The sequence below is a fragment of the Treponema sp. OMZ 906 genome (assembly GCF_024181185.1).
GTDB lineage: Bacteria > Spirochaetota > Spirochaetia > Treponematales > Treponemataceae > Treponema.
The window spans coordinates 2,251,154-2,269,839 of the sequence record NZ_CP051196.1 but is presented as its reverse complement, the minus strand read 5'-3'; the positions used below and the strand labels follow the sequence as shown (position 1 = coordinate 2,269,839).

At 44.1% G+C, this 18,686-nt stretch carries 16 protein-coding genes and 1 tRNA gene; 9 read left to right on the top strand and 8 right to left on the bottom strand.

Features of this window, described 5'->3' with window-relative positions; genetic code table 11:
* Nucleotides 1–192: 192 nt before the first annotated feature.
* A complete protein-coding gene (locus tag E4N69_RS10220) occupies nucleotides 193–1,821 on the bottom strand; it encodes an ATP-binding protein (RefSeq protein WP_253823754.1) in 1,629 nt (542 codons plus the stop codon).
* Between the two features lie 260 nt (nucleotides 1,822–2,081).
* Between E4N69_RS10220 and E4N69_RS10215 the strand changes: the two genes are divergently transcribed.
* From E4N69_RS10215 to E4N69_RS10175, 9 genes are all read left to right on the top strand, one after another.
* Nucleotides 2,082–3,473 carry an ADP-ribosylglycohydrolase family protein gene (locus E4N69_RS10215; RefSeq protein WP_253823753.1) on the top strand — a complete coding sequence of 464 codons (1,392 nt, stop codon included), beginning with the start codon at nucleotides 2,082–2,084 and terminating at the stop codon, nucleotides 3,471–3,473.
* Nucleotides 3,470–4,549 carry a BMP family ABC transporter substrate-binding protein gene (locus tag E4N69_RS10210; protein WP_253823752.1) on the top strand — a complete coding sequence of 360 codons (1,080 nt, stop codon included), beginning with the start codon at nucleotides 3,470–3,472 and terminating at the stop codon, nucleotides 4,547–4,549. The genes E4N69_RS10215 and E4N69_RS10210 overlap by 4 nt, the downstream gene beginning before the upstream one ends.
* 99 nt (nucleotides 4,550–4,648) lie before the next feature.
* A complete protein-coding gene (locus E4N69_RS10205) occupies nucleotides 4,649–6,214 on the top strand; it encodes an ABC transporter ATP-binding protein (protein WP_253823751.1) in 1,566 nt (521 codons plus the stop codon).
* A complete protein-coding gene (locus E4N69_RS10200; RefSeq protein WP_253823750.1) occupies nucleotides 6,211–7,287 on the top strand; it encodes an ABC transporter permease in 1,077 nt (358 codons plus the stop codon). Before E4N69_RS10205 ends, E4N69_RS10200 begins: the two co-directional genes overlap by 4 nt.
* Nucleotides 7,280–8,203 carry an ABC transporter permease gene (locus E4N69_RS10195; RefSeq protein WP_253823749.1) on the top strand — a complete coding sequence of 308 codons (924 nt, stop codon included), beginning with the start codon at nucleotides 7,280–7,282 and terminating at the stop codon, nucleotides 8,201–8,203. Before E4N69_RS10200 ends, E4N69_RS10195 begins: the two co-directional genes overlap by 8 nt.
* An 11-nt stretch (nucleotides 8,204–8,214) precedes the next feature.
* Nucleotides 8,215–9,150 carry a nucleoside hydrolase gene (locus E4N69_RS10190; protein ID WP_253823748.1) on the top strand — a complete coding sequence of 312 codons (936 nt, stop codon included), beginning with the start codon at nucleotides 8,215–8,217 and terminating at the stop codon, nucleotides 9,148–9,150.
* 19 nt (nucleotides 9,151–9,169) lie between these two features.
* A complete protein-coding gene (rbsK, locus tag E4N69_RS10185) occupies nucleotides 9,170–10,078 on the top strand; it encodes a ribokinase (protein WP_253823747.1) in 909 nt (302 codons plus the stop codon).
* Nucleotides 10,065–11,954 (top strand): PfkB family carbohydrate kinase, encoded by a 1,890-nt coding sequence (locus tag E4N69_RS10180; RefSeq protein WP_253823746.1) that lies wholly within the window; start codon nucleotides 10,065–10,067, stop codon nucleotides 11,952–11,954. The genes rbsK and E4N69_RS10180 overlap by 14 nt, the downstream gene beginning before the upstream one ends.
* A gap of 199 nt (nucleotides 11,955–12,153) precedes the next feature.
* Nucleotides 12,154–13,665: a carbon starvation CstA family protein gene (locus E4N69_RS10175; protein WP_253714281.1), complete on the top strand. Its 1,512-nt coding sequence runs from the start codon at nucleotides 12,154–12,156 to the stop codon at nucleotides 13,663–13,665.
* 231 nt (nucleotides 13,666–13,896) lie between these two features.
* Here E4N69_RS10175 and E4N69_RS10170 read toward each other — a convergent pair.
* From E4N69_RS10170 to trmB, 7 genes are all read right to left on the bottom strand, one after another.
* Nucleotides 13,897–13,969 (bottom strand) — tRNA-Phe (locus E4N69_RS10170).
* A gap of 60 nt (nucleotides 13,970–14,029) precedes the next feature.
* Complete coding sequence (locus E4N69_RS10165) at nucleotides 14,030–14,959, bottom strand: hypothetical protein (protein ID WP_162664191.1); 930 nt, start codon at nucleotides 14,957–14,959, stop codon at nucleotides 14,030–14,032.
* Between the two features lie 72 nt (nucleotides 14,960–15,031).
* A complete protein-coding gene (locus E4N69_RS10160; RefSeq protein WP_162664190.1) occupies nucleotides 15,032–15,388 on the bottom strand; it encodes a hypothetical protein in 357 nt (118 codons plus the stop codon).
* A gap of 72 nt (nucleotides 15,389–15,460) precedes the next feature.
* Nucleotides 15,461–17,095: a glycogen synthase gene (locus E4N69_RS10155; RefSeq protein WP_253823745.1), complete on the bottom strand. Its 1,635-nt coding sequence runs from the start codon at nucleotides 17,093–17,095 to the stop codon at nucleotides 15,461–15,463.
* 67 nt (nucleotides 17,096–17,162) lie between these two features.
* Nucleotides 17,163–17,537, bottom strand: a complete 375-nt coding sequence (locus tag E4N69_RS10150; protein ID WP_253714278.1) for a chorismate mutase — start codon at nucleotides 17,535–17,537, stop codon at nucleotides 17,163–17,165.
* 9 nt (nucleotides 17,538–17,546) lie between these two features.
* Nucleotides 17,547–17,900: a hypothetical protein gene (locus E4N69_RS10145; RefSeq protein ID WP_162664188.1), complete on the bottom strand. Its 354-nt coding sequence runs from the start codon at nucleotides 17,898–17,900 to the stop codon at nucleotides 17,547–17,549.
* Nucleotides 17,900–18,673: a tRNA (guanosine(46)-N7)-methyltransferase TrmB gene (trmB, locus tag E4N69_RS10140; RefSeq protein WP_253714277.1), complete on the bottom strand. Its 774-nt coding sequence runs from the start codon at nucleotides 18,671–18,673 to the stop codon at nucleotides 17,900–17,902. Before trmB ends, E4N69_RS10145 begins: the two co-directional genes overlap by 1 nt.
* Nucleotides 18,674–18,686: the final 13 nt, after the last annotated feature.

Here is an 18,686-nt window from a genome sequence, read left to right as displayed (position 1 = left end):
ATTCCTGCCGCTCTGGCGGCTTTGTAAAATATACCGTTTTTAAGACTTCCGCTCAAACACAACTTTCTTCCTTTGTCGTATGCTATACCTTTAGAAAGTCACACCATCGGTAAGTACGTTATGCAAAAGAGCTTGCCGTATCTTCACATTGGATCGGATTATAACAAAACCGCGCCTTGTCAGCCTTAGCGATTATTTTTCAAGCACCTCGGTTTTCCACTCTTTGATAGTCCGTGTATCTTCAGTAAAGCTGCTCCTGACCAGCATAATCTTCTTCCCGTCAGTCTTATACTGTTCAGCGTAACCATTGTTTTTAATCTGCTTGAGCGCATCCTCTGCACTGCCGTTGCCGGAGAGCTTAAATTCGAAGAGGTACATGCTGTCCGCTGTGCGTACTATACAATCGGAGCGTCCGGTATTACAGTGTACCTCAGTCTGTACAAACTGTCCCATGAGCGCAAAGATCAAATACACCGCTGTTTGATAGTTCTGCTCACGCAGCTTCAGGTTCTCTTCACTGAAATTATCATAGGGTATCCCCGCTATAATCGACTGCATCCGTTCCATAAAGCTATCGACTTTCCCCTCACGGATGTCTTGTACAAATCGTCCTACCCATACCCCTGTTTGACCGAACGGTACATCCGAATATGCGGGTAAAAGATTATGTAAAAAGCCATACCGGACTTCATCATTCGGGAAGCCGAGCCGATAAAGTCTGAGATCACCTATATATTTCTTTATGGTTAAGTATCCTGCTTGAAACAAAATAGGCAGTGCATCTTGAGCTACGGCACGATAGGTTTGCAGCCCGTCTTCATCCAGCTCAACATGACCGTCCAAATCGGGAATAAAGTAACGAGCCTCTTTTAAGTAATTAACCAGAAATGTCGGTGTTCCCGTTCCAAACCAATAGCTTTTGATCTCTTTATCATCAAAGGCATTGAGTATGCTATAAGGATTGTACATTCCTTCTCCGGCAGGATGGAACAGGTACCCGTCATACCATTGCTTTAAGGCGACAACAGCTTGCTCATAGTCAAACTGCTGTTTTTGGGCGAGTGCTCCTATTTCAGGTTCAAAGTTACCTTCCAGTTCTTTCTGCGTGATGCCGCAGATACCGGCATAGGTTTCGTTCAGGCTGATATCTTTGAGGTTATTCAAATCGCTGAATATACTGATCTTGCTGAACTTAGTTACTCCTGTTAAAAAGGCAAAGCGGATATATTCATCGCAAGTTTTAATCACCGAGTAAAATGCCTTGAGCGTATTGCGGTACTCTTCGCTCAGTCCTTCTTTCACGCCCATTGTTTGCAGCAATGGTTTATCGTACTCGTCTACGAGAATGACTACTTGCTTGCCGGTCTGTTGATATACCCGTTTCAGAAGTTTTTCAAAGCGTGAAGCAAAAAACGGCTGTTCTTCTTTCGATGCCAAAATACCATATACAGACTCCGCTTCGGATAACATAACATGCAGCCGCTCATTTAGGGCTCCTGTGTCGGTATATTTTCCGACATTAAAATCAAAATACAGCACAGGATATTCAAGCCATGCAACTCTGTTTTCGCATACCGCTTGCTCCTCTTCCGCCTTTTCAAGATATAGTCCTTTGAATAGCTCTTTTTGACCGCGGAAATATGCAGCCAAGGTCGAAAGGAAAAGACTTTTTCCAAATCGTCGCGGACGGCTGAGGAAATAGGCTCGGCCGCTTGTTACCAATTGAAAGATATAAGCTGTTTTATCTACATAGAGAAAGCGATCGTCCCGTAATACCTTAAAACTCTGTATGCCGATCGGCAATTTCCGTGGAAAGCTCATGTTTACAGTTTAGGATATGTTGTATGCTCTGTCAATCAACAGCCCGTCGACAGCGGAAAGCATCAGAAGATTAAACGTTTCGCATAGATTGAATGTCCCTGCAGCTTTGCTTTGATATTACCACCATGTGTAAAAATAACAGCCTCTTTTACACAAAAAAACATTTGACAGATGGAATTTTGGGGTGTATCCTGTATGTAAAGTTATGAAAATGTTTTCTAAAAACGTTTTCATAAAATTAGATTCGATGCGAGGATGATATGAAAGCGTGGGAATATATTTACGATTTAACAAAAAATGCCGTTCCGGTGGTGCTATCGGAAGACGAGCAAACATGGGAGGCGTCGAATGCCGCAGAAAAGCAGGTGGATAATCTGCTCCGTGTGCAGTGGGCAAGTCATGTGCCCGGCTCTCATGCCCCTGAAAGCGTGGTGATAGCGGCGGTTCAGTCTATAGAAGCGTTGGGCTGTGACGTAAGCGCCGCAGAGGACTTGATTCCTGAAGGGCTTGATGCACTAAAACGGAATGATATGAAGGCGCTGCAGCGGATTACTGCCCGCATATTTAATATCCTTTTTATGTGCCCGAGCGATACTGCAAGCGACTATTGGAAAAGTACGCTCTATCAAAGTTTCGACGAATATGAAAAAGCAATTGCGTTTCCCGCAGCAGAAACGGAAACACTGTCGAATGCAGTATTGTACGATAAAACAAAGGCCGCGTGGCTTGGCCGTTTATGCGGTGGTGGTTTTGGAACGGCGCTTGAAGGATATACGACGGCACAGCTAAAGAAAAAATTCGGCGAAATCCATACGTATGTGCGTAAGCCGAATACTTACAACGATGATATAACGTACGAGATCGCATTTCTCGAGGCGTGCTTTAAAGCACAGGGAATGCCGACAAGTGCCGATATTGCCGATCAATGGCTGGAGTTAATTCCCTGCGGTTGGTCTGCCGAACAGGTTGCATTGGATAATTTACGTAGAGGGATGTATCCTCCGGAAAGCGGTCTGTTTAGGAATCCCTACCGTGAATGGATCGGTGCACAAATGCGGGGTGCCGTGTGCGGTCAGGTAGCCCCGTTGAATCCTCGTAAGGCTGCACTGCTTGCATGGCGCGACGCGGAAATTTCGCACCACGGGAATGGAATTCTCGGAGAGGTGTTTAACGCTGTTTTGGTCAGCCTTGCATACGGCGCAGACCCCATGCGGAGATGTTTGGAAAAAGCCGTTTCCTGCATTCCACGGGATTCGGAATATGCCTCTGTGCTTCACTTTGCATTGGCGCAGTGTATGAAGAAGCAGGATTTTTATGAGGCATGGGCGGCATGCGAAGAAAAATACAAGCGGTATAACTGGATCCATGCGTATCCGAATGCAGCGGCAGAAGTAGTTGCGTTGTATTTCGGCAAAGATAATTTTAACGATGTCATGCACTATATCGCAATGTGCGGTCAAGATGTCGATTGTAATGCTGCACAGCTGGGAGCTGCGCTCGGTGCAAAATTAGGCACAAAGGGAATCGAAGATCACTGGACGGATCCTTTTGGCGATGAAATTATAACCTATTTACGGGGAAATAAAACGGTAAGTTTGCAAGAACTTATTAACAAGACCGTATCGGTCGTAAAACAATTGGAGGATGTATGAAAAAGATTCTTTCTGTCAGTCTGTTTGTACTGTTAGGCATGTCTATGTTTGCTTTCGGTGCAAAAGAGAACAGCGGTTCAAAGGAACCGAGTGTCGCGCTGATTATCAATGGAAACCTTGGAGATAAGTCTTTCCATGATTCCGCAAACAACGGTATGAAGATGATCGCAAATGAACTGCATTGCAAAACCAAGGTGGTTGAAGTCGGGTATGATGACTCAAAATGGGAACCTGCATTGCGTGATCTTTGTGATGAAAAGCACGATATTATTTTTTGCGGAACGTGGCAAATGCAGGCGCTTGTATCAAAGATAACAAAAGATTATCCGAATCAAAAAATCATCGTCTACGATACGGCAATGGATTATGCTTCCGATTCTGCGGGGCTGTTTAAAAATACCTATTCGATAGAATACAAGCAGAATGAGGGTTCCTTCCTTGCAGGCGTACTTGCCGCGGAAATGACAAAGGGGAAGAAAATCGGGTTTATCGGCGGTATGGATAATACCGTTATTCTCGATTTCTTAGTCGGTTTTATACAAGGTGCAAAAACCGTTTCTCCCGATATTAAAATCATTTCTTCTTTTGTCGGAAATTTCAGCGATTCTGCAAAAGCAAAAGAACTTGCGTTGACACAGTATCAGATGGGTGCCGACATTATCTTTGTGTGTGCATCGAATGCCGGAGAAGGCGCGCTGCAGGCTGCAAAGGAAAAGAATAAATTCATTATCGGTGTGGATAGCGATCAGGCTATGCTGTACAAGCAGACCGATCCTGTTTTATCAAACCTCATTATTTCTTCGATGCTGAAACGCGTTGATAAGTCCATGTATCTTGCAATGAAAGAAATACAAAGCAATACACTGGTATGGGGAAAACGTGTAGCATTGGGAATAAATGAAGGTTGCGTCGGTCTTGCAGATAATGAAGTGTATCAGGCGAAAGTTCCTGCCGAAGTTCGCAAGCATATTTCCGAGTATGAAACCCAAATCAGAAATGGAAAGATTGCAGTTAAGACAGCATTCGGAATGGAGCAAGCCGATATAACAGCATATATCGATTCCGCTCGCCCATAATTAAAAAAGCATTGCACGGAAGCTGGGGATGTCTCGAACATAACTAACTTTTTGGGAATCCCCGGCCTCACTTTCCGTGCTTATGCGGAGACTATCCGAATGAATGTTGAAAGTACGGCAGATGATATTTTAGTAATGAAGGATATTTCAAAAATATATCCTAACGGTGTTACGGCTAATAGGCATGTCAATTTTTCGGTTCGTGCCGGAGAAATTCATGCGCTTGTCGGTGAGAACGGTGCCGGTAAAAGTACCTTGATGAAAATATTATTCGGTATTGAGCAACCGACTGAAGGTACGATTTTATATAATGGAAACGAATTGCATATCAAATCCCCGCTTGACGCTATTCGTCACGGATTCGGTATGGTACATCAGCACTTTATGCTTGTCGAATCGATGAGTGTTGCAGAAAATATCTGCCTTGGAATGGAACCCGGAAAAGGCCCGTTGATTCATAAAAAACTCATGAACGAACAGGCTCAAAAAATTATCAATCAATATCATTTTGTTATTGACCCGAAAGAAAAGATTAAAAATTTGCCCATAGGGACGCGCCAGAAAGTAGAAATTCTGAAGGCGTTATATAAAGGTGCGCGCATTTTAATTTTGGATGAACCGACCGCTGTATTAACTCCGCAAGAAACGGAAGAATTATTTGTTGAATTAAAAGAGCTGCGGAATTCGGGATGTACGATTATATTTATCAGTCATAAATTAAATGAAGTTAAAGAAATATGCGAAAGGATAACCGTATTGCGTAACGGTACTTCCGTCGGCGTGTATTCCGCCGGAGAAATTTCTGAAAAAGAAATATCGAACCTTATGGTCGGTAAAAATATACATTGGGAAATAGAAAAACAACCAAGCGTTCCCGGAGAGACCGTCTTAAAATTGCGGGATGTATGTATGGATGATGATGCCGGGCGTCCCATACTCAAGCATGTGAGTTTTGATTTACCTGCGGGGAAAATTCTCGGTATTGTCGGTGTTGAAGGAAACGGGCAAAAAGAGTTGATCGATACCATAACCGGATTGCAGCACTGTACTGAAGGAAGCGTAATGTTAAACGGTAAAGATATAACATCGCGCAGTATTGCTGCAATCAGAAAAGAAGGTATCTCCTATATACCGCAGGATAGAATAAAAGTAGGAACGGCGGTAACTGCTTCCATTCAAGAAAATTTATTTGCCGTCTTTACGGAAGATGAGCGCTTTGTACATAAGGGCATTCTAAAGGAGAATGAAATAAAACAATGGGCTGATACGCTTATCAATCAATTTATGATTAAAACAAAAAGTGCCGATGTGCCGGTAAAAATGCTGAGCGGTGGAAATATGCAAAAGGTTATTATTGCACGCGAATTTTCAACCTCGGCAGGATGTATTATCGCAGATCAACCGACAAGAGGTGTTGATATCGGCGCTGCAAAGTTTATTCATCAAAAGATTATTGAAATGCGCGATAACGGTGCTGCTATTTTGGTGAATTCGGCAGATTTGGCGGAGATTCTGGAAATAAGCGACAGTTTGGTTGTAATGTACGGCGGTGAAATTACAGCATATTTTCCGGATGCCGGTATGGTTAGCGAAACTGAGTTGGGAGAGTATATGCTCGGCTTAAAAAAGCAAGGTGCACACGAACTTGCAGGATGTTTACGATGAAATTAATAGGACGCCTTTCATTTGAAAAAAGATTTGAATTGATACGGTTTGCTACAGCGATCGGCATTGCGGTGCTCTTATCGTTTCTTATTATTTTATTTGTCAGTAAAGAACCGCTGCTCGCTTTTTCAAAGCTCTTTTTAGGGCCGCTTGAATCGGCACGCCGTTTCGGTAACGTACTTGAGTTATGTATTCCGCTCAGTTTTACGGGTCTTGCAGTTGCCGTTATGTTCAGCGCAGATATGTTTAATATGGGTGCGGAAGGGGCGTTTTATGTGAGTGGCGCCGTTGCAGTATTTACCGCATTGCTTATACCGCTGCCACCTGTTATTGCACCGCTTGTATCGATTATTATCGGCGGGTTATGCGGCGCTGTCGTTTGCTGGGTTCCGGCTTTTTTAAAGCAGCGATGGAATGCAAATGAGTTGGTTTCGTCTTTAATGTTGAATTATGTATTCTTTTACATAACCAAATATTTTGCCAATACGACCTTTAAAGATCCGTCGGCAGGATTTATGGCGACGTACCTGATTCCTGCCAATGCAAAATTGGCACGTCTTATTCCCGGAATGCGATTGCACTTCGGACTGTTGATATTGTGTGCCGTAGTAGTGCTGACCGTATTGTTTATCCGCCGTACGGCATGGGGGTATCGTCTGATGCAAACCGGAAGGAATATCCGCTTTGCCCGTTATGCCGGCTTAAACACGACGGCAATTATCGCATACTCACAGCTTATCGGCGGTTTTATTGCGGGCGTCGGCGGTTCGGTTGAAGTATTGGGAATGTATGACCGGTTCCAATGGCAAAGCTTGCCGGGGTATGGGTTTGACGGTATCGTTGTCGCTATTCTTGCAAAAAATAAACCGCACTATATTCCGATTGCTGCTTTCTTTTTGGCGTATTTAAAAATCGGTGCCGATAAGATGGCGACATCTACGGACGTTACTGCAGAAATGGTTTCAATCATTCAAGGTGTTATTATAATGCTTGCCGCAGCTCAGGCCTTTTTAAGTAAATGGCGACAAAAAGCACTCATTAAAATGCAACAGGAGAGCGGCTTAGATGGATAACTTTTTGAGTTATATTTTAACTGCGGAGTTTGCTTATTCCGTTTTGCGTGTTACGACTCCGCTATTGTTTGCCGCACAAGCTTCGGTTGTTGCGGAAAATTCAGGTGCATCAAATATAGCATTGGAAGGCATTATGCTTTTTGCCGCGGCATTCGGAGCGCTGGGGACCGGCTTAACCGGCAGTTTGTTTATAGGCTTTTTAATTGCGTTAGGCGGCGGTTTATTAATTGCTGTGTTACTGGCTTACTTTGCGCTGTATCTAAAAACAGACATCATTTTATCCGGTATTGCGTTAAACACATTGGCTGCAGGCGGAACGGTATTTATTATGTATGTGCTGATTCACGATAAAGGCAGTACATCCTCCTTAGTTTCATTGGTGTTTCCTAAAGTGGTTATACCGGTTATCGCCGCTATTCCCGTGTTAGGCAGCATTCTGTCGGGGCAAAACGTGTTGACATACATTGCGTTCTTTACGGTATTTGCCGTCTGGTTTTTGCTGTATAAAACAAAGCTTGGCATGCACATTCGCTGCGTAGGCGAAAATCCCGATGCAGCTGAATCCGTCGGGATACCCATTCGTAAGACCAGAGTTATCGCATTGCTTATCAGCGGATTGTTGGCATCGTTAGGCGGTGTATTCCTTTCGATGGCATACATGAGCACCTTTACAAAGGGCATGGTAGCGGGACGCGGTTTTATTGCGTTGGCTGCTGCGGCAATGGGACGGTTGGCTCCGGTGCCGACGATGTTTGCAGCCTTGTTTTTCGGCTTTGCCGATGCCTTGTCGAATGTATTAGCGGCGATGAGCATCCCAGATGAATTCATAAAAACCGTTCCTTATATTTCAACCGTTATCGGACTGATTGTATTTTCAGCATGGCGGAAGCGCGGTAGAAAAGCGCAAATTGCTTGAAGGAGAAAACTATGGACAATAAAATACCGATTATAATTGACTGCGATCCCGGGCATGATGATGCAATAGCATTGATCATGGCGTTTGCATCCGAAAAGCTCAAAGTGTTGGGGGTCAGTGTCAGCGCCGGTAATCAAACCATTGAAAAAACATATACTAATGCACGCAAGATTATTTCGTTTTTAGGAAAAGCTTCGCCGCTTGCAAAAGGGGCATCGTATCCGCTCGTCAGAAGATTGGAAGTTGCACCGAGTGTGCACGGTGAATCAGGGTTGGATGGGCCGGTTCTGCCGGAGACGGATTATACCGGTGTGCCTGAATCCGCATGGGAACTGCACCGCCGGCTTATCTCTGAAAGCTCCGAACCGGTAACGTTTGTCGTAACAGGGCCGTTGACGAATCTTGCAATTTTGCTGTTAGCATATCCCGATGTGAAAAAAAATCTCAAGCAGATATGTTTAATGGGCGGCGGTATCGATCACGGTAATTGGTCATCTGCAGCGGAATTTAATATCCTTGTCGATCCCGAGGCGGCACATATTGTATTTTCGTGCGGTATTCCCATTGTGATGTGCGGACTGGATGTAACCGAAAAAGCGATGATCTTTTCGGAAGAAATAGAAAGACTGCGTAAATCCGAAAAACGGGTTGCCGTGCTGGTTGCAGAGTTGCTCGATTTCTTCGGCCGCTTTCACTCTGATTTGGGATTTGAAGGCGCACCTATCCACGATGCGTGTACTATTGCGTATTTGATCAAACCTGAGTTGTTTAAAGTATGCGATTACTATGTTGTTATCGAGACGCAAGGAAAGTATACCGCCGGTATGACGCTTGCAGATAAGCGGGTAAATAATAACAGACCAGAACCGAATGTTACAGCTTGTATGGATATCGATCGAGAAGGCTTTGTCCGGCTGCTTGAGCAATGCTGTATGGCGTATACATAAAATAACAGGAAGCATGAAGATGAAAAAGATATTGGTTATCGGCAGTTTAAATGCCGATATGGTAGTTCGTGTTTCGCATATACCGGTAGCAGGCGAAACGATTTTAGCGGAAACTGTCGATATGATACCGGGCGGAAAAGGAGCAAACCAAGCATACGCAGCTGGTTCGTTAGGTGCGCAAACGGTTATGTTCGGAGCGGTCGGCGTAGACCGCTATGCTGAAATCGAAAAGAAGAGCTTACAGTCTGTAGGCGTGGATGTTTCCCGTCTTTTAGTACGCACCGATTGCGCAACAGGACTTGCGTGGATAACGGTAAACGATGCGGGCGATAACAGTATTGTTGTTGTTCCCGGTGCTAATAAAACACTGTCCGAAAAAGATATCGCCGATAACGACGATTTGCTGCACAGCTGTGATATCATATTGTGTCAGCTGGAAATCCCGATACAAACGGTAGTGTACGCCGCCCGCAGGGCAAAAGAATTAGGCAAGACATTTATTCTTGATCCCGCTCCTGCACCGAAAGTATTTCCCTCCGAACTCTGTGCATACATTGATATTATCAAACCGAACGAGACGGAACTCTCATTACTGACAGGTAAAGATGTTTCGGACTATGAAAGCGCTTCCGATATGCTGCGTACAAAAGGTGTAAAGAATGTCATTGTTACACTCGGCGAAAAAGGTGCTTTTGTAAATTCCGAATCGGAGGGAAAGCATCTTGTACCTGCTCGTTCCGTTCCCGTTGTCGATACGACAGCCGCCGGTGATTCTTTTACGGCTGCGCTTGCGGTTCGACTTGCGTCCGGTTCTTCGCTACTGCAGGCCGTCCGTTATGCAACTGAGGTCGCAGCAATTGTTGTTACCCGTAAGGGAGCGCAAACTTCAATCCCCTCGGCGGCAGAGGTACCCTTTGACGATAAATGATATAGCCGAGCTTGCCGGTGTTTCAGTTTCGACGGTTTCAAAAATTATCAACGGAAAGGATAAAGGGATAAAGCTTGAAACACGCGAACGAGTGCTTAAGATCGTTAAGGAATACCGGTACACTCCCTATGATTTTATTAAAAATAATACGAATTCAAAAAGCTTTTTATTAGGGCTTGTACTGTCGGGCATAAAAAAACGGCAATCGATCTCAAACGGTTTTTTGCATGAAGCGGAGCGGCAAGGGTACCAAGTGCAGGTGTGTCTTTCTACTTCTGCGGAAAGCGAATCAAAACACATCGCCGCCTTATGTAAGAATAGGGTAGAAGCGGTTCTATGGGAACCCGTCGAAGTTGCTGCAGAAAATGATACTTCCGGTATTGTTGCAGAAGGTGATAGTGTCGGAACGGCAGCGGTGCTGCATAAAAGCGGTATTCCATTTGCAGCGCTGAATACCGATGCCGTCGGTTTCAACGGTATGCTCTATGACTACCAAAAAGCGGGATATACCGCAGCAGATATATTGCTACGGTTGGGACATACGAAAATACGCTGTGTATATGACGGAACCGATATGCAAGAATATGCAATACGGCAAGGCGTTGAGCGGTGTCTATTCGATCACCATTGTTTATATGTTGAATGTAAAAATGTTCAGGAAGCGCTTTCGGTACATAATTGTTCTGCGCTTATTTGCTGTGATTGGGATACGGCGGTAACGGCGTATGAGTATGCAACGGTACATAAATTCCGGATACCGCAGGATCTTTCCGTTATCTGTATCGACGATGCGGAATATATCAAACCCTTTCCGCCCATATCGGCGATTCCGCTTTCCTTATTTCATTTCGGAGTCTTTGTATGCCGGTATTTAATAGATAAAATCGAAAAGAAAGCAACGGATATACCGGCATATACCGAAGCATTTACTTGTAATCATTACAAAAGCATTGATCTGCCTGCACCCTTGCGTAAAAAACGAATCATCGTTGTAGGCAGTATCAATATGGATATCTTGCTTACCGTAAACAATTATCCTCAGACCGGAGAAAGCATTTCTGCTGAAAGTGTTTCGATAATACCGGGCGGCAAGGGGATAAATCAAGCGGTCGGTGCGGCGAAGCTCGGTGCCAAGGTGTCGCTGGTCGGCAATGTCGGAAGGGACTTTGATGGTGATATGATTTTGAACCTCTTACATGATAACGGCGTTGATGCAACGGCTGTGCATGTAGACGAAGAGCATTCTACCGGTAAAGCCTATATTCATATCCAAGGTGATGGAGAAAGCGGTATCGTATTATACGGCGGTGCTAATGAAATGATTTCTGCAGATTCAATATACCGCAGCGAACAGCTCTTTACCGATGCAGTTTTTTGTTTGTTGCAAACCGAAATACCGATGGAAGCAGTTAAAAAGACGATTGAAACCGCACGAAAATATAACGTTGCAATTATGCTGAAACCTTCCGCCGTAAAAGAAATAGCGGAAGAACTTTTACCGGAACTGGATTATTTTATTCCGAACCGTAAAGAATTATACAGACTGTGTCCCATTGCCGGAACATTGGAAGAAAAAGCCGCATGGTTTTTGAAAAAAGGCGTCAAGACGGTTATCGTAACGCTCGACAGCGATGGCTGTTATGTACGAACTTCCGAATACGAGCGATGGTTTCCAGCTGTCGATATATTCAAACCCATCGATACAACCGGAGCTGCCGATGCCTTTATTGCGGCATTGGCCGTCTTTTTATCCGAACAAAAAAGCTTGTCTGACGCATTGCCGTATGCACTTTATGCCGCCGGATTTTCGACAACGCGGGTAGGGGTTGTTCCGTCTTTGATCGACAGAGCGACATTGGAGCAGTGTTGTATATAGGCCGGCGGATTATGGTGGAAGCTGTGTAGGAATTAAGGTGGATGAAAACGGATCGGTGTGGGATTTATATTTGGATTATATTTTCTTCTTTTTTTATTTACAAGCGAGAAAAACGGATTTATACTTTATATGTAATGACTCAATAGTAATGCAAGCTCACGGGTCATTCATAAATCCAATTCACAGGAGGGTACTCTTTATGGTAACGTTTTTGCTGTGTATTGCAGCACTCATTGTCGGTTACTTAGTGTACGGTACATTTGTAGAAAAAGTGTTTAGTCCGAATGAAGCCAATCGGACTCCGGCTATGGCTAATCCTGACGGAATAGACTATGTGCCGATTTCAAAACCGAAAGCTTTTTTAATCCAGCTTTTGAATATTGCCGGTTTAGGGCCGATCTTCGGCGCAATCTCCGGCGCTTTGTGGGGACCAAGCGTTTATCTTTGGATTGTCGGCGGTACGTTGCTCGCCGGAGGTGTACACGATTATCTTTCCGGTATGCTCTCAGTACGTAATGACGGCGCCAGTATTACCGAAATAACCGGTAAATACTTAGGTCATACCATGCAGAATATCATGCGTGTATTCGGCTTGGTGCTGCTCGTTATGGTCGGTGTCGTATTTATGGTGGGGCCGGCGGGATTGCTTGCGCTGCTGACCCCGGAATGGCTGAATGTAAAAGTGTGGACAATTATCATCCTTGTATACTATTTCCTTGCGACCCTTCTTCCAGTCGATAAGGTTATTGCACGATTCTATCCGATTTTCGGCATTTTCCTTATTTTAATGGCTGTCGGCGTTTCGATTGCAACAATGCTGAATAGCGGAACCCGCCCTATGATGGAACTGACACTCGAAAACCTCTACCCAAGTGCACACCAGCGCCCTATTTGGCCGTTGATGTTTATTACGGTAGCGTGTGGCGCTATTTCAGGCTTCCACGCAACGCAGTCTCCCATTGTTTCGCGTACGTTAAAGAATGAAAAAGAGGGACGCTGGGTTTTCTACGGCGCAATGGTTGCTGAAGGTATCATCGCAATGGTATGGGCGTCGGCAGCAATCGCGTTCTTTTGGAACAAAGACGGATCAGGTACCGGCCTTAAAGCTCTCCTCGACATCGGCGGTGGTAATTCAAAATCGGTTTACTCCATCTGTACAGGCCTTCTTGGGACGGTCGGCGGTGCAATCGCTATGGTTGGCGTTATTGCGTGTCCTATTACTTCGGGCGATACCGCGTTCCGCAGTGCTCGTATGATTATTTTTGACTGGTTTAAACTCGACGAAAAGAAATTGAAGGTACGGCTTTCAATCGCGGTGCCGCTACTGCTGGTCGGATACTGCATTTCGCTTATCAACTACAACGTTGTGTGGCGCTATTTCTCATGGTCAAATCAAACGCTTGCGATGATTGTTTTATGGACGGGCGGCGCTTACCTTGCGACAAACTATCCTAACCGGAATCGCTGCTGGATCGCGGTTATTCCTGCTACCTTTATGTCGGCTGTTTCCGTTACCTATCTGATGTATGCGCCGGAGTGTTTCAATCTGGTTCGGCTCGGCATGCAGGGAATTACGATTTCGTATGTCGTCGGTATTGTCGTTGCAGCGGTATTCTTTATCATCTTTATGACGAGAATTTATATGCGGCCTCAACAGAGCCTTGAAAGTCAACGGAAGATTATTATCGGACGTGCGCATCATAGTAATTAAATAATATGATGAAGAAGCCGCCTTAACAGAAGTGACGGCTTCTTCATCACGCCGGTAATCTGTCACACGTTCTTTTACAGCATATACACATTTGTGAAAATCGCTAAAAAACTGAAGTCTTTTGAGGATCTAATACCGAGCAGCTTTTACATATCCGTATTATTTATATTGAAGAATAGAGATTAAAAATAAGCAGTTATTAAAAGCAAACTAAAGACAGGAAAAGAATAATGCCGTCGGACAGAATCGAACTGTCGACACAAGGATTTTCAGTCCTTTGCTCTACCGACTGAGCTACAACGGCAAAAATAATAAAGAACTTATATCCGATTTTTTTACATGTGTCAAGTATCCATGTACAGCTTTATTCTATATCGTAGATAATCTTTTCGGGCGGCTGTTCAAGCAATTCAGGTTCCTCTAAATATTTATGCAATTCATGGAAAGCGGATGCATAGTAAAATCCGTCGCAGATGCGCTCATCGGTTGTAACAGTAAGGTCGAGGTTCCGTATGTTAGTAACCGTGCCATCTCGCGTAATTTCTTGTGATCTCCGCATTGCACTAAAAGTAATAAATACGGGGGCATTACCGAAATTATACAAATGGTGAAATATAGGACGGATACCTAATGATCCCATAGAAGAGAATACAACAGAACAGTGAAAAGGACTGAGCAGTCTCAATCTTTCCGGTAACAAGTTGTGGAAATCGAGCCAGTTCAGAAACGCGATCGCTGCACGTAATTGAAAATTCGGCATAAATCCAAGTTTACGTGCGATTTTATCAAAAGCACTCTCTTTTTCTTTCCGCGTATTTCGATATTCATCTATTTTATGGGTCATCTCGTTATATACATCAGTAACGGTTGCACTTCGGTCAAAGAAAAACTTCATCATTGTTTCTTCGGCTTCCAGCGTCATCTCTTTCTTGACAGCCATAACAACTTCTATATTATGGCGAGCATAAAGCCGTAATCCACTTAAAAATCGGTTAATTCCCGGCCGTTGAGATATAGTTCGTACATAGGCAGCGATCACTACATGCATAATACCGAAACCGGTAAGGCCTTCTGCCCTCTTTTTATGCACGAAATGTTCAATTGCCGCTACATTGATGCTGTCTTGAAATAAATTTTGTGATCCTATTCTTGATGGCATAATAAAGGGAGCCACTACCGTCATAGGCTCTACCGAACGGATACGTCTTCCTTCTTTTCTATCGCCGAATCGTCGTTTGGCTGGAATGGGCATAGCTACTTTTTTAAGTTCCAATTCAGTTTTTTTGTCTTTCATATTTTGCATTTCCTATTAAATGTTATATTTCTTATTAGAGGTACTTTATTATTCATAAATTATTATTTTTTGCTAGAGAACCGAATCGACAAGTGTCTTAAAAGAGCTATCCAATGTTTCATTGTATTGCTGAGGCTGTACCATAAAAAGGCCGTTTTTAACGATAATTGACGCGTGTTCTTCTCTGTTATAGGAAGAGTCATTTTTTCGAAATTGCTGTGCTTTTTCTAACAGTCCCTTCTGTTTATCAGTTGTGTACATTTGCCGCACTGCAAGTATTTTTGAAAGTAAATTTGTAAATTCGCAGAGGTCATCGGGAATTTCCTCCATAAGTGTGCGGCTAGGCATCGCATTAGTTATCCCGGATAATAAAGTAGTAAACTCGTCCCAATGCTTATTCAAAAAATTTATAATAATCTCTTTTTTCATTTTTTCCCTTGTTGATTGGTTCTCCCTTTCTATATCGGCATAAAATGAGGGGCTTTCAATAACAAGAAAAAATCACCTATTAGGGAAATAGAGTTTTAGGTACTGTTCGACAAAAATATGCTTCCAAGAAAATTTCGTATGGAGTGCTGTGTATGCCTGTAAAATAATATTTTTAAAATATGGAATATCGATGAGTTTTGTTTTATCGCTTGTAAAAAAATGTTCCGCTTGTTTCAGTATGGCCTCCGTTAATATTTTAATATGTATGTCGGTATTTTGTTCTTCGCCGTCCGGGAGCTTGTATAAGAAGCCTGTTTTTCCGTCTATGATTTTCTGTAAGCCCCCTTGTGCGTTTGCAATCGGGATAGTGCCGTAAACTTGCGCGATAAGATCCTCCAAGCCGCATGGTTCAAATAAGCTTGGTAAAACAATGAAGTCCGCTGCGGCAGTGATGAGCCGAGCAGCCTTCCGGTTATATCCCTTGCAATACACAAATTTCCCGGGCAGCGCGGCAGCGAGAGCGATTGCTTCGGCTTCAAGCTCGGGGTCTCCCTGTCCCATTACGATGAATCGCAGGCTAGGGGAGTGTTCCAGTATAAGGGGAATTGCTTTGAGTAATACGTCTACGCCTTTTTGCCGAACCAACCGGCCGTGATACATCAGGTAGAGTGTTTTATTTTTCTCCTGTCGGTCTATGCTGCCGTATTGCTGTATGCCATCATACAGTGGCGCTGTACAGGTCTGCGTCTGCAATTTATCCAATAAAAATGAACGGCAGGCATATTTTCCTTCAAATTGTTCTTTTTGTACGTCGAATGCAAAGGGAAGCCCTGAACATTCCGTATTGCAAGGATTATAGGCTGTAAAGTCAATTCCGTTGGTGATACCGGTAATGTGAATATGCCTTTCGGCAAGGCTTTTTGAAAAAAGATAGGAATACGGCGAATGTTCCGGCGAAATCAGTTGTTTCGCATACCACGGAGAAACCGTCGTTAAATCGGCAAAGTCGGAACCGACAAGAAAGGGTTCGACGGTATAATCGATTTTGCCGTATTCCAATACTCTGCGGGGGAGGTCGGTTAAATGTGCCGCATATTCAAATGAATAAAAGGTTTGACGGTAGCCGTCCCCTGCGTTATGAATAGTGATAAGTGCGCGTGTATGCCTAAATAGCCGCCTACCCGTACAGCGGGCGAAGATAAACGCAGGCAGCAAAGCGGTGTGGGCATCATGGCAGTGCAATACCTGCGGAGCGATATGATGCCGTAACCCATAGCAATAGATTGCTTTTTGGAATAATACATTCATTTCATGGCTGTCTACGTAACCGTCTCCTTTTTTAAGATCGGGCCGGTGCAGCTTTTCCCTAAAATAATCGAGTTCTTCGGTGCAGTAGGTATAAATATCTTTTTTTTCCGTGAAAATGCCGGAGTCGATAAAGATGAAACGGATGTTTTTCCTGAAAAGTTCAAAATATCTCACTAAATGCGATGTGTCGCCGACACGGATGTTCACTTCTCCTGTACAGTTATCCAGGACCTCGCTATTGTTACCGTAATGGGGCAAAAATACCGTAACCGCAAAACCGGAATCGGCAGCTGCTTCTGCCAACGATTTTACAACGTTTTTTACGCCTCCGGCTTCTGCAAAACCGGCATATTCACGGCTTACAACCCATATCGATGTATTATTTTCCTTGATGCTCATAAAACTAGAATGTCCTTAAAGAAAGTAAAGGGAACTTCTAAAAAACTATAGTTTTCAGAAATATCCACTAGACTGTGCGATTAAACAGATCCGGCCTGAGTTTTTCCGCCTCGCCCAAATAAACCGGTACGGCTTTCTTTTTTCCATAGTAATAAAAGAGAAAACGGATTATACCATGAGGACTGCCGTCGATATTCGGTTCCGCACTGCAAAAAAGCACAGTCGCAGAAGCATAACCGGCGGAGCGCAATAAAGTTGCAGGATTTGCTGCCGTTATATCGGATGTAATCGAAAATTGTAGGGAAATGATGTCTTTCTCATGCAATCTGTTGAGTTCCAAAAAGCGTGTGTATGCGGTAACGACGGCAGTTTTGATCTGCTCCTGTGTATTTTGGGCGCATACGGCTGCTCTTCCTGCGTACAGTTTTTTCCGAAAAATCATTGTATGTCCTTATGCCTGATTGATACCGTTAGAAAGTAGAAGAATAGCGGAAGCTACGATTGCGATTGCCAGCCCGAATATGCAGGCGATACCGCTGATAATGCAGCGACCGAGGTAGTAGGGTTTCCGTAAATAAATACTATAGTTAATCTCAAACAAAAAGGCAAAAACAGCAACTAAGAACAGTAAGATGCCGCCTGCTATCAGAAATCGTAGAATAATAATCTGACTTGAATCCAGAAAGTTTTGAACATTCCCCAAAATAAATAAAACAAATAAGGCAATCAGAACGGTAAAGAGGAAAAGTACGGTTCTATGCAAAAAACGAATAGTGACGTGTTTTCTAATTATCGGAGATGCCATTATTGATCGAGTATAACTTGTCCGATTGGAACATGCAAGGGTGCGCATTGCCTAGTCCGGATAAACATCAGCTCGGTGATGGGGTGCGCTTTATCGAGGCCTTTTTGTTCAAACTTGGTTTTGGGACGCCATGGCTGCGGAGGGGCGAAACCTTCGTATTTTGAACGGAGCCCTTCGGTGGCCGAAAGTTCGGCAAAGGCGTCCTCCGCATAGTCGTACCAATCGGTTACCATGTAAAGGTAGCCGTTTTCTTGCAGTTTTTGAGCCAGCAGGTCGGTTCTCGGGCGATGGAGCAGCCGCCGTTTGTGATGTTTTTTCTTTTGCCACGGGTCGGGAAAAAAGATATGGAACCCTGCAATTGAGGCGTCGGGAATCATATTTCCCAATACTTCGATAGCGTCGTGTTCGATAATGCGGATATTTTTAAGATCGCGCTGTTCAATTTCGTTTAACAGCTTCCCGACCCCTGCTTGAAAAACTTCAATTCCGATATAGTTGTTTTCGGGATGCTGTGCTGCGATTTCAGCTGTTGCGACCCCCATGCCGAAGCCTATTTCGATGATAACCGGATGCTCATTCGCAAAAATCCCCGGAAAAGAAAGCTGCTGCGCTTTGTAGGGGATGCACCAGCGCGGCGCATATTCGGCATACGCTTTTTTTTGAGCCTCAGTAATCCGCCCCTTTCGCAGTACAAAGGTTCTGATGGGGCGTCCCTGCGGCGGCGTATCGGCTATGCCGGTTTTTTCACTATGGTCTGTCTGTTCTGTTATCATGGTATTCCTTCTT

Bases quoted from the DNA above. Each gene is read 5' to 3' on its own strand.
- E4N69_RS10220 (WP_253823754.1), bottom strand. From the start codon at position 1,821: ATGAGCTTTCCACGGAAATTGCCGATCGGCATACAGAGTTTTAAGGTA.
- E4N69_RS10215 (WP_253823753.1), top strand. From the start codon at position 2,082: ATGAAAGCGTGGGAATATATTTACGATTTAACAAAAAATGCCGTTCCG.
- E4N69_RS10210 (WP_253823752.1), top strand. From the start codon at position 3,470: ATGAAAAAGATTCTTTCTGTCAGTCTGTTTGTACTGTTAGGCATGTCT.
- E4N69_RS10205 (WP_253823751.1), top strand. From the start codon at position 4,649: ATGAATGTTGAAAGTACGGCAGATGATATTTTAGTAATGAAGGATATT.
- E4N69_RS10200 (WP_253823750.1), top strand. From the start codon at position 6,211: ATGAAATTAATAGGACGCCTTTCATTTGAAAAAAGATTTGAATTGATA.
- E4N69_RS10195 (WP_253823749.1), top strand. From the start codon at position 7,280: ATGGATAACTTTTTGAGTTATATTTTAACTGCGGAGTTTGCTTATTCC.
- E4N69_RS10190 (WP_253823748.1), top strand. From the start codon at position 8,215: ATGGACAATAAAATACCGATTATAATTGACTGCGATCCCGGGCATGAT.
- rbsK (WP_253823747.1), top strand. From the start codon at position 9,170: ATGAAAAAGATATTGGTTATCGGCAGTTTAAATGCCGATATGGTAGTT.
- E4N69_RS10175 (WP_253714281.1), top strand. From the start codon at position 12,154: ATGGTAACGTTTTTGCTGTGTATTGCAGCACTCATTGTCGGTTACTTA.
- E4N69_RS10165 (WP_162664191.1), bottom strand. From the start codon at position 14,959: ATGAAAGACAAAAAAACTGAATTGGAACTTAAAAAAGTAGCTATGCCC.
- E4N69_RS10160 (WP_162664190.1), bottom strand. From the start codon at position 15,388: ATGAAAAAAGAGATTATTATAAATTTTTTGAATAAGCATTGGGACGAG.
- E4N69_RS10155 (WP_253823745.1), bottom strand. From the start codon at position 17,095: ATGAGCATCAAGGAAAATAATACATCGATATGGGTTGTAAGCCGTGAA.
- E4N69_RS10150 (WP_253714278.1), bottom strand. From the start codon at position 17,537: ATGATTTTTCGGAAAAAACTGTACGCAGGAAGAGCAGCCGTATGCGCC.
- E4N69_RS10145 (WP_162664188.1), bottom strand. From the start codon at position 17,900: ATGGCATCTCCGATAATTAGAAAACACGTCACTATTCGTTTTTTGCAT.
- trmB (WP_253714277.1), bottom strand. From the start codon at position 18,673: ATGATAACAGAACAGACAGACCATAGTGAAAAAACCGGCATAGCCGAT.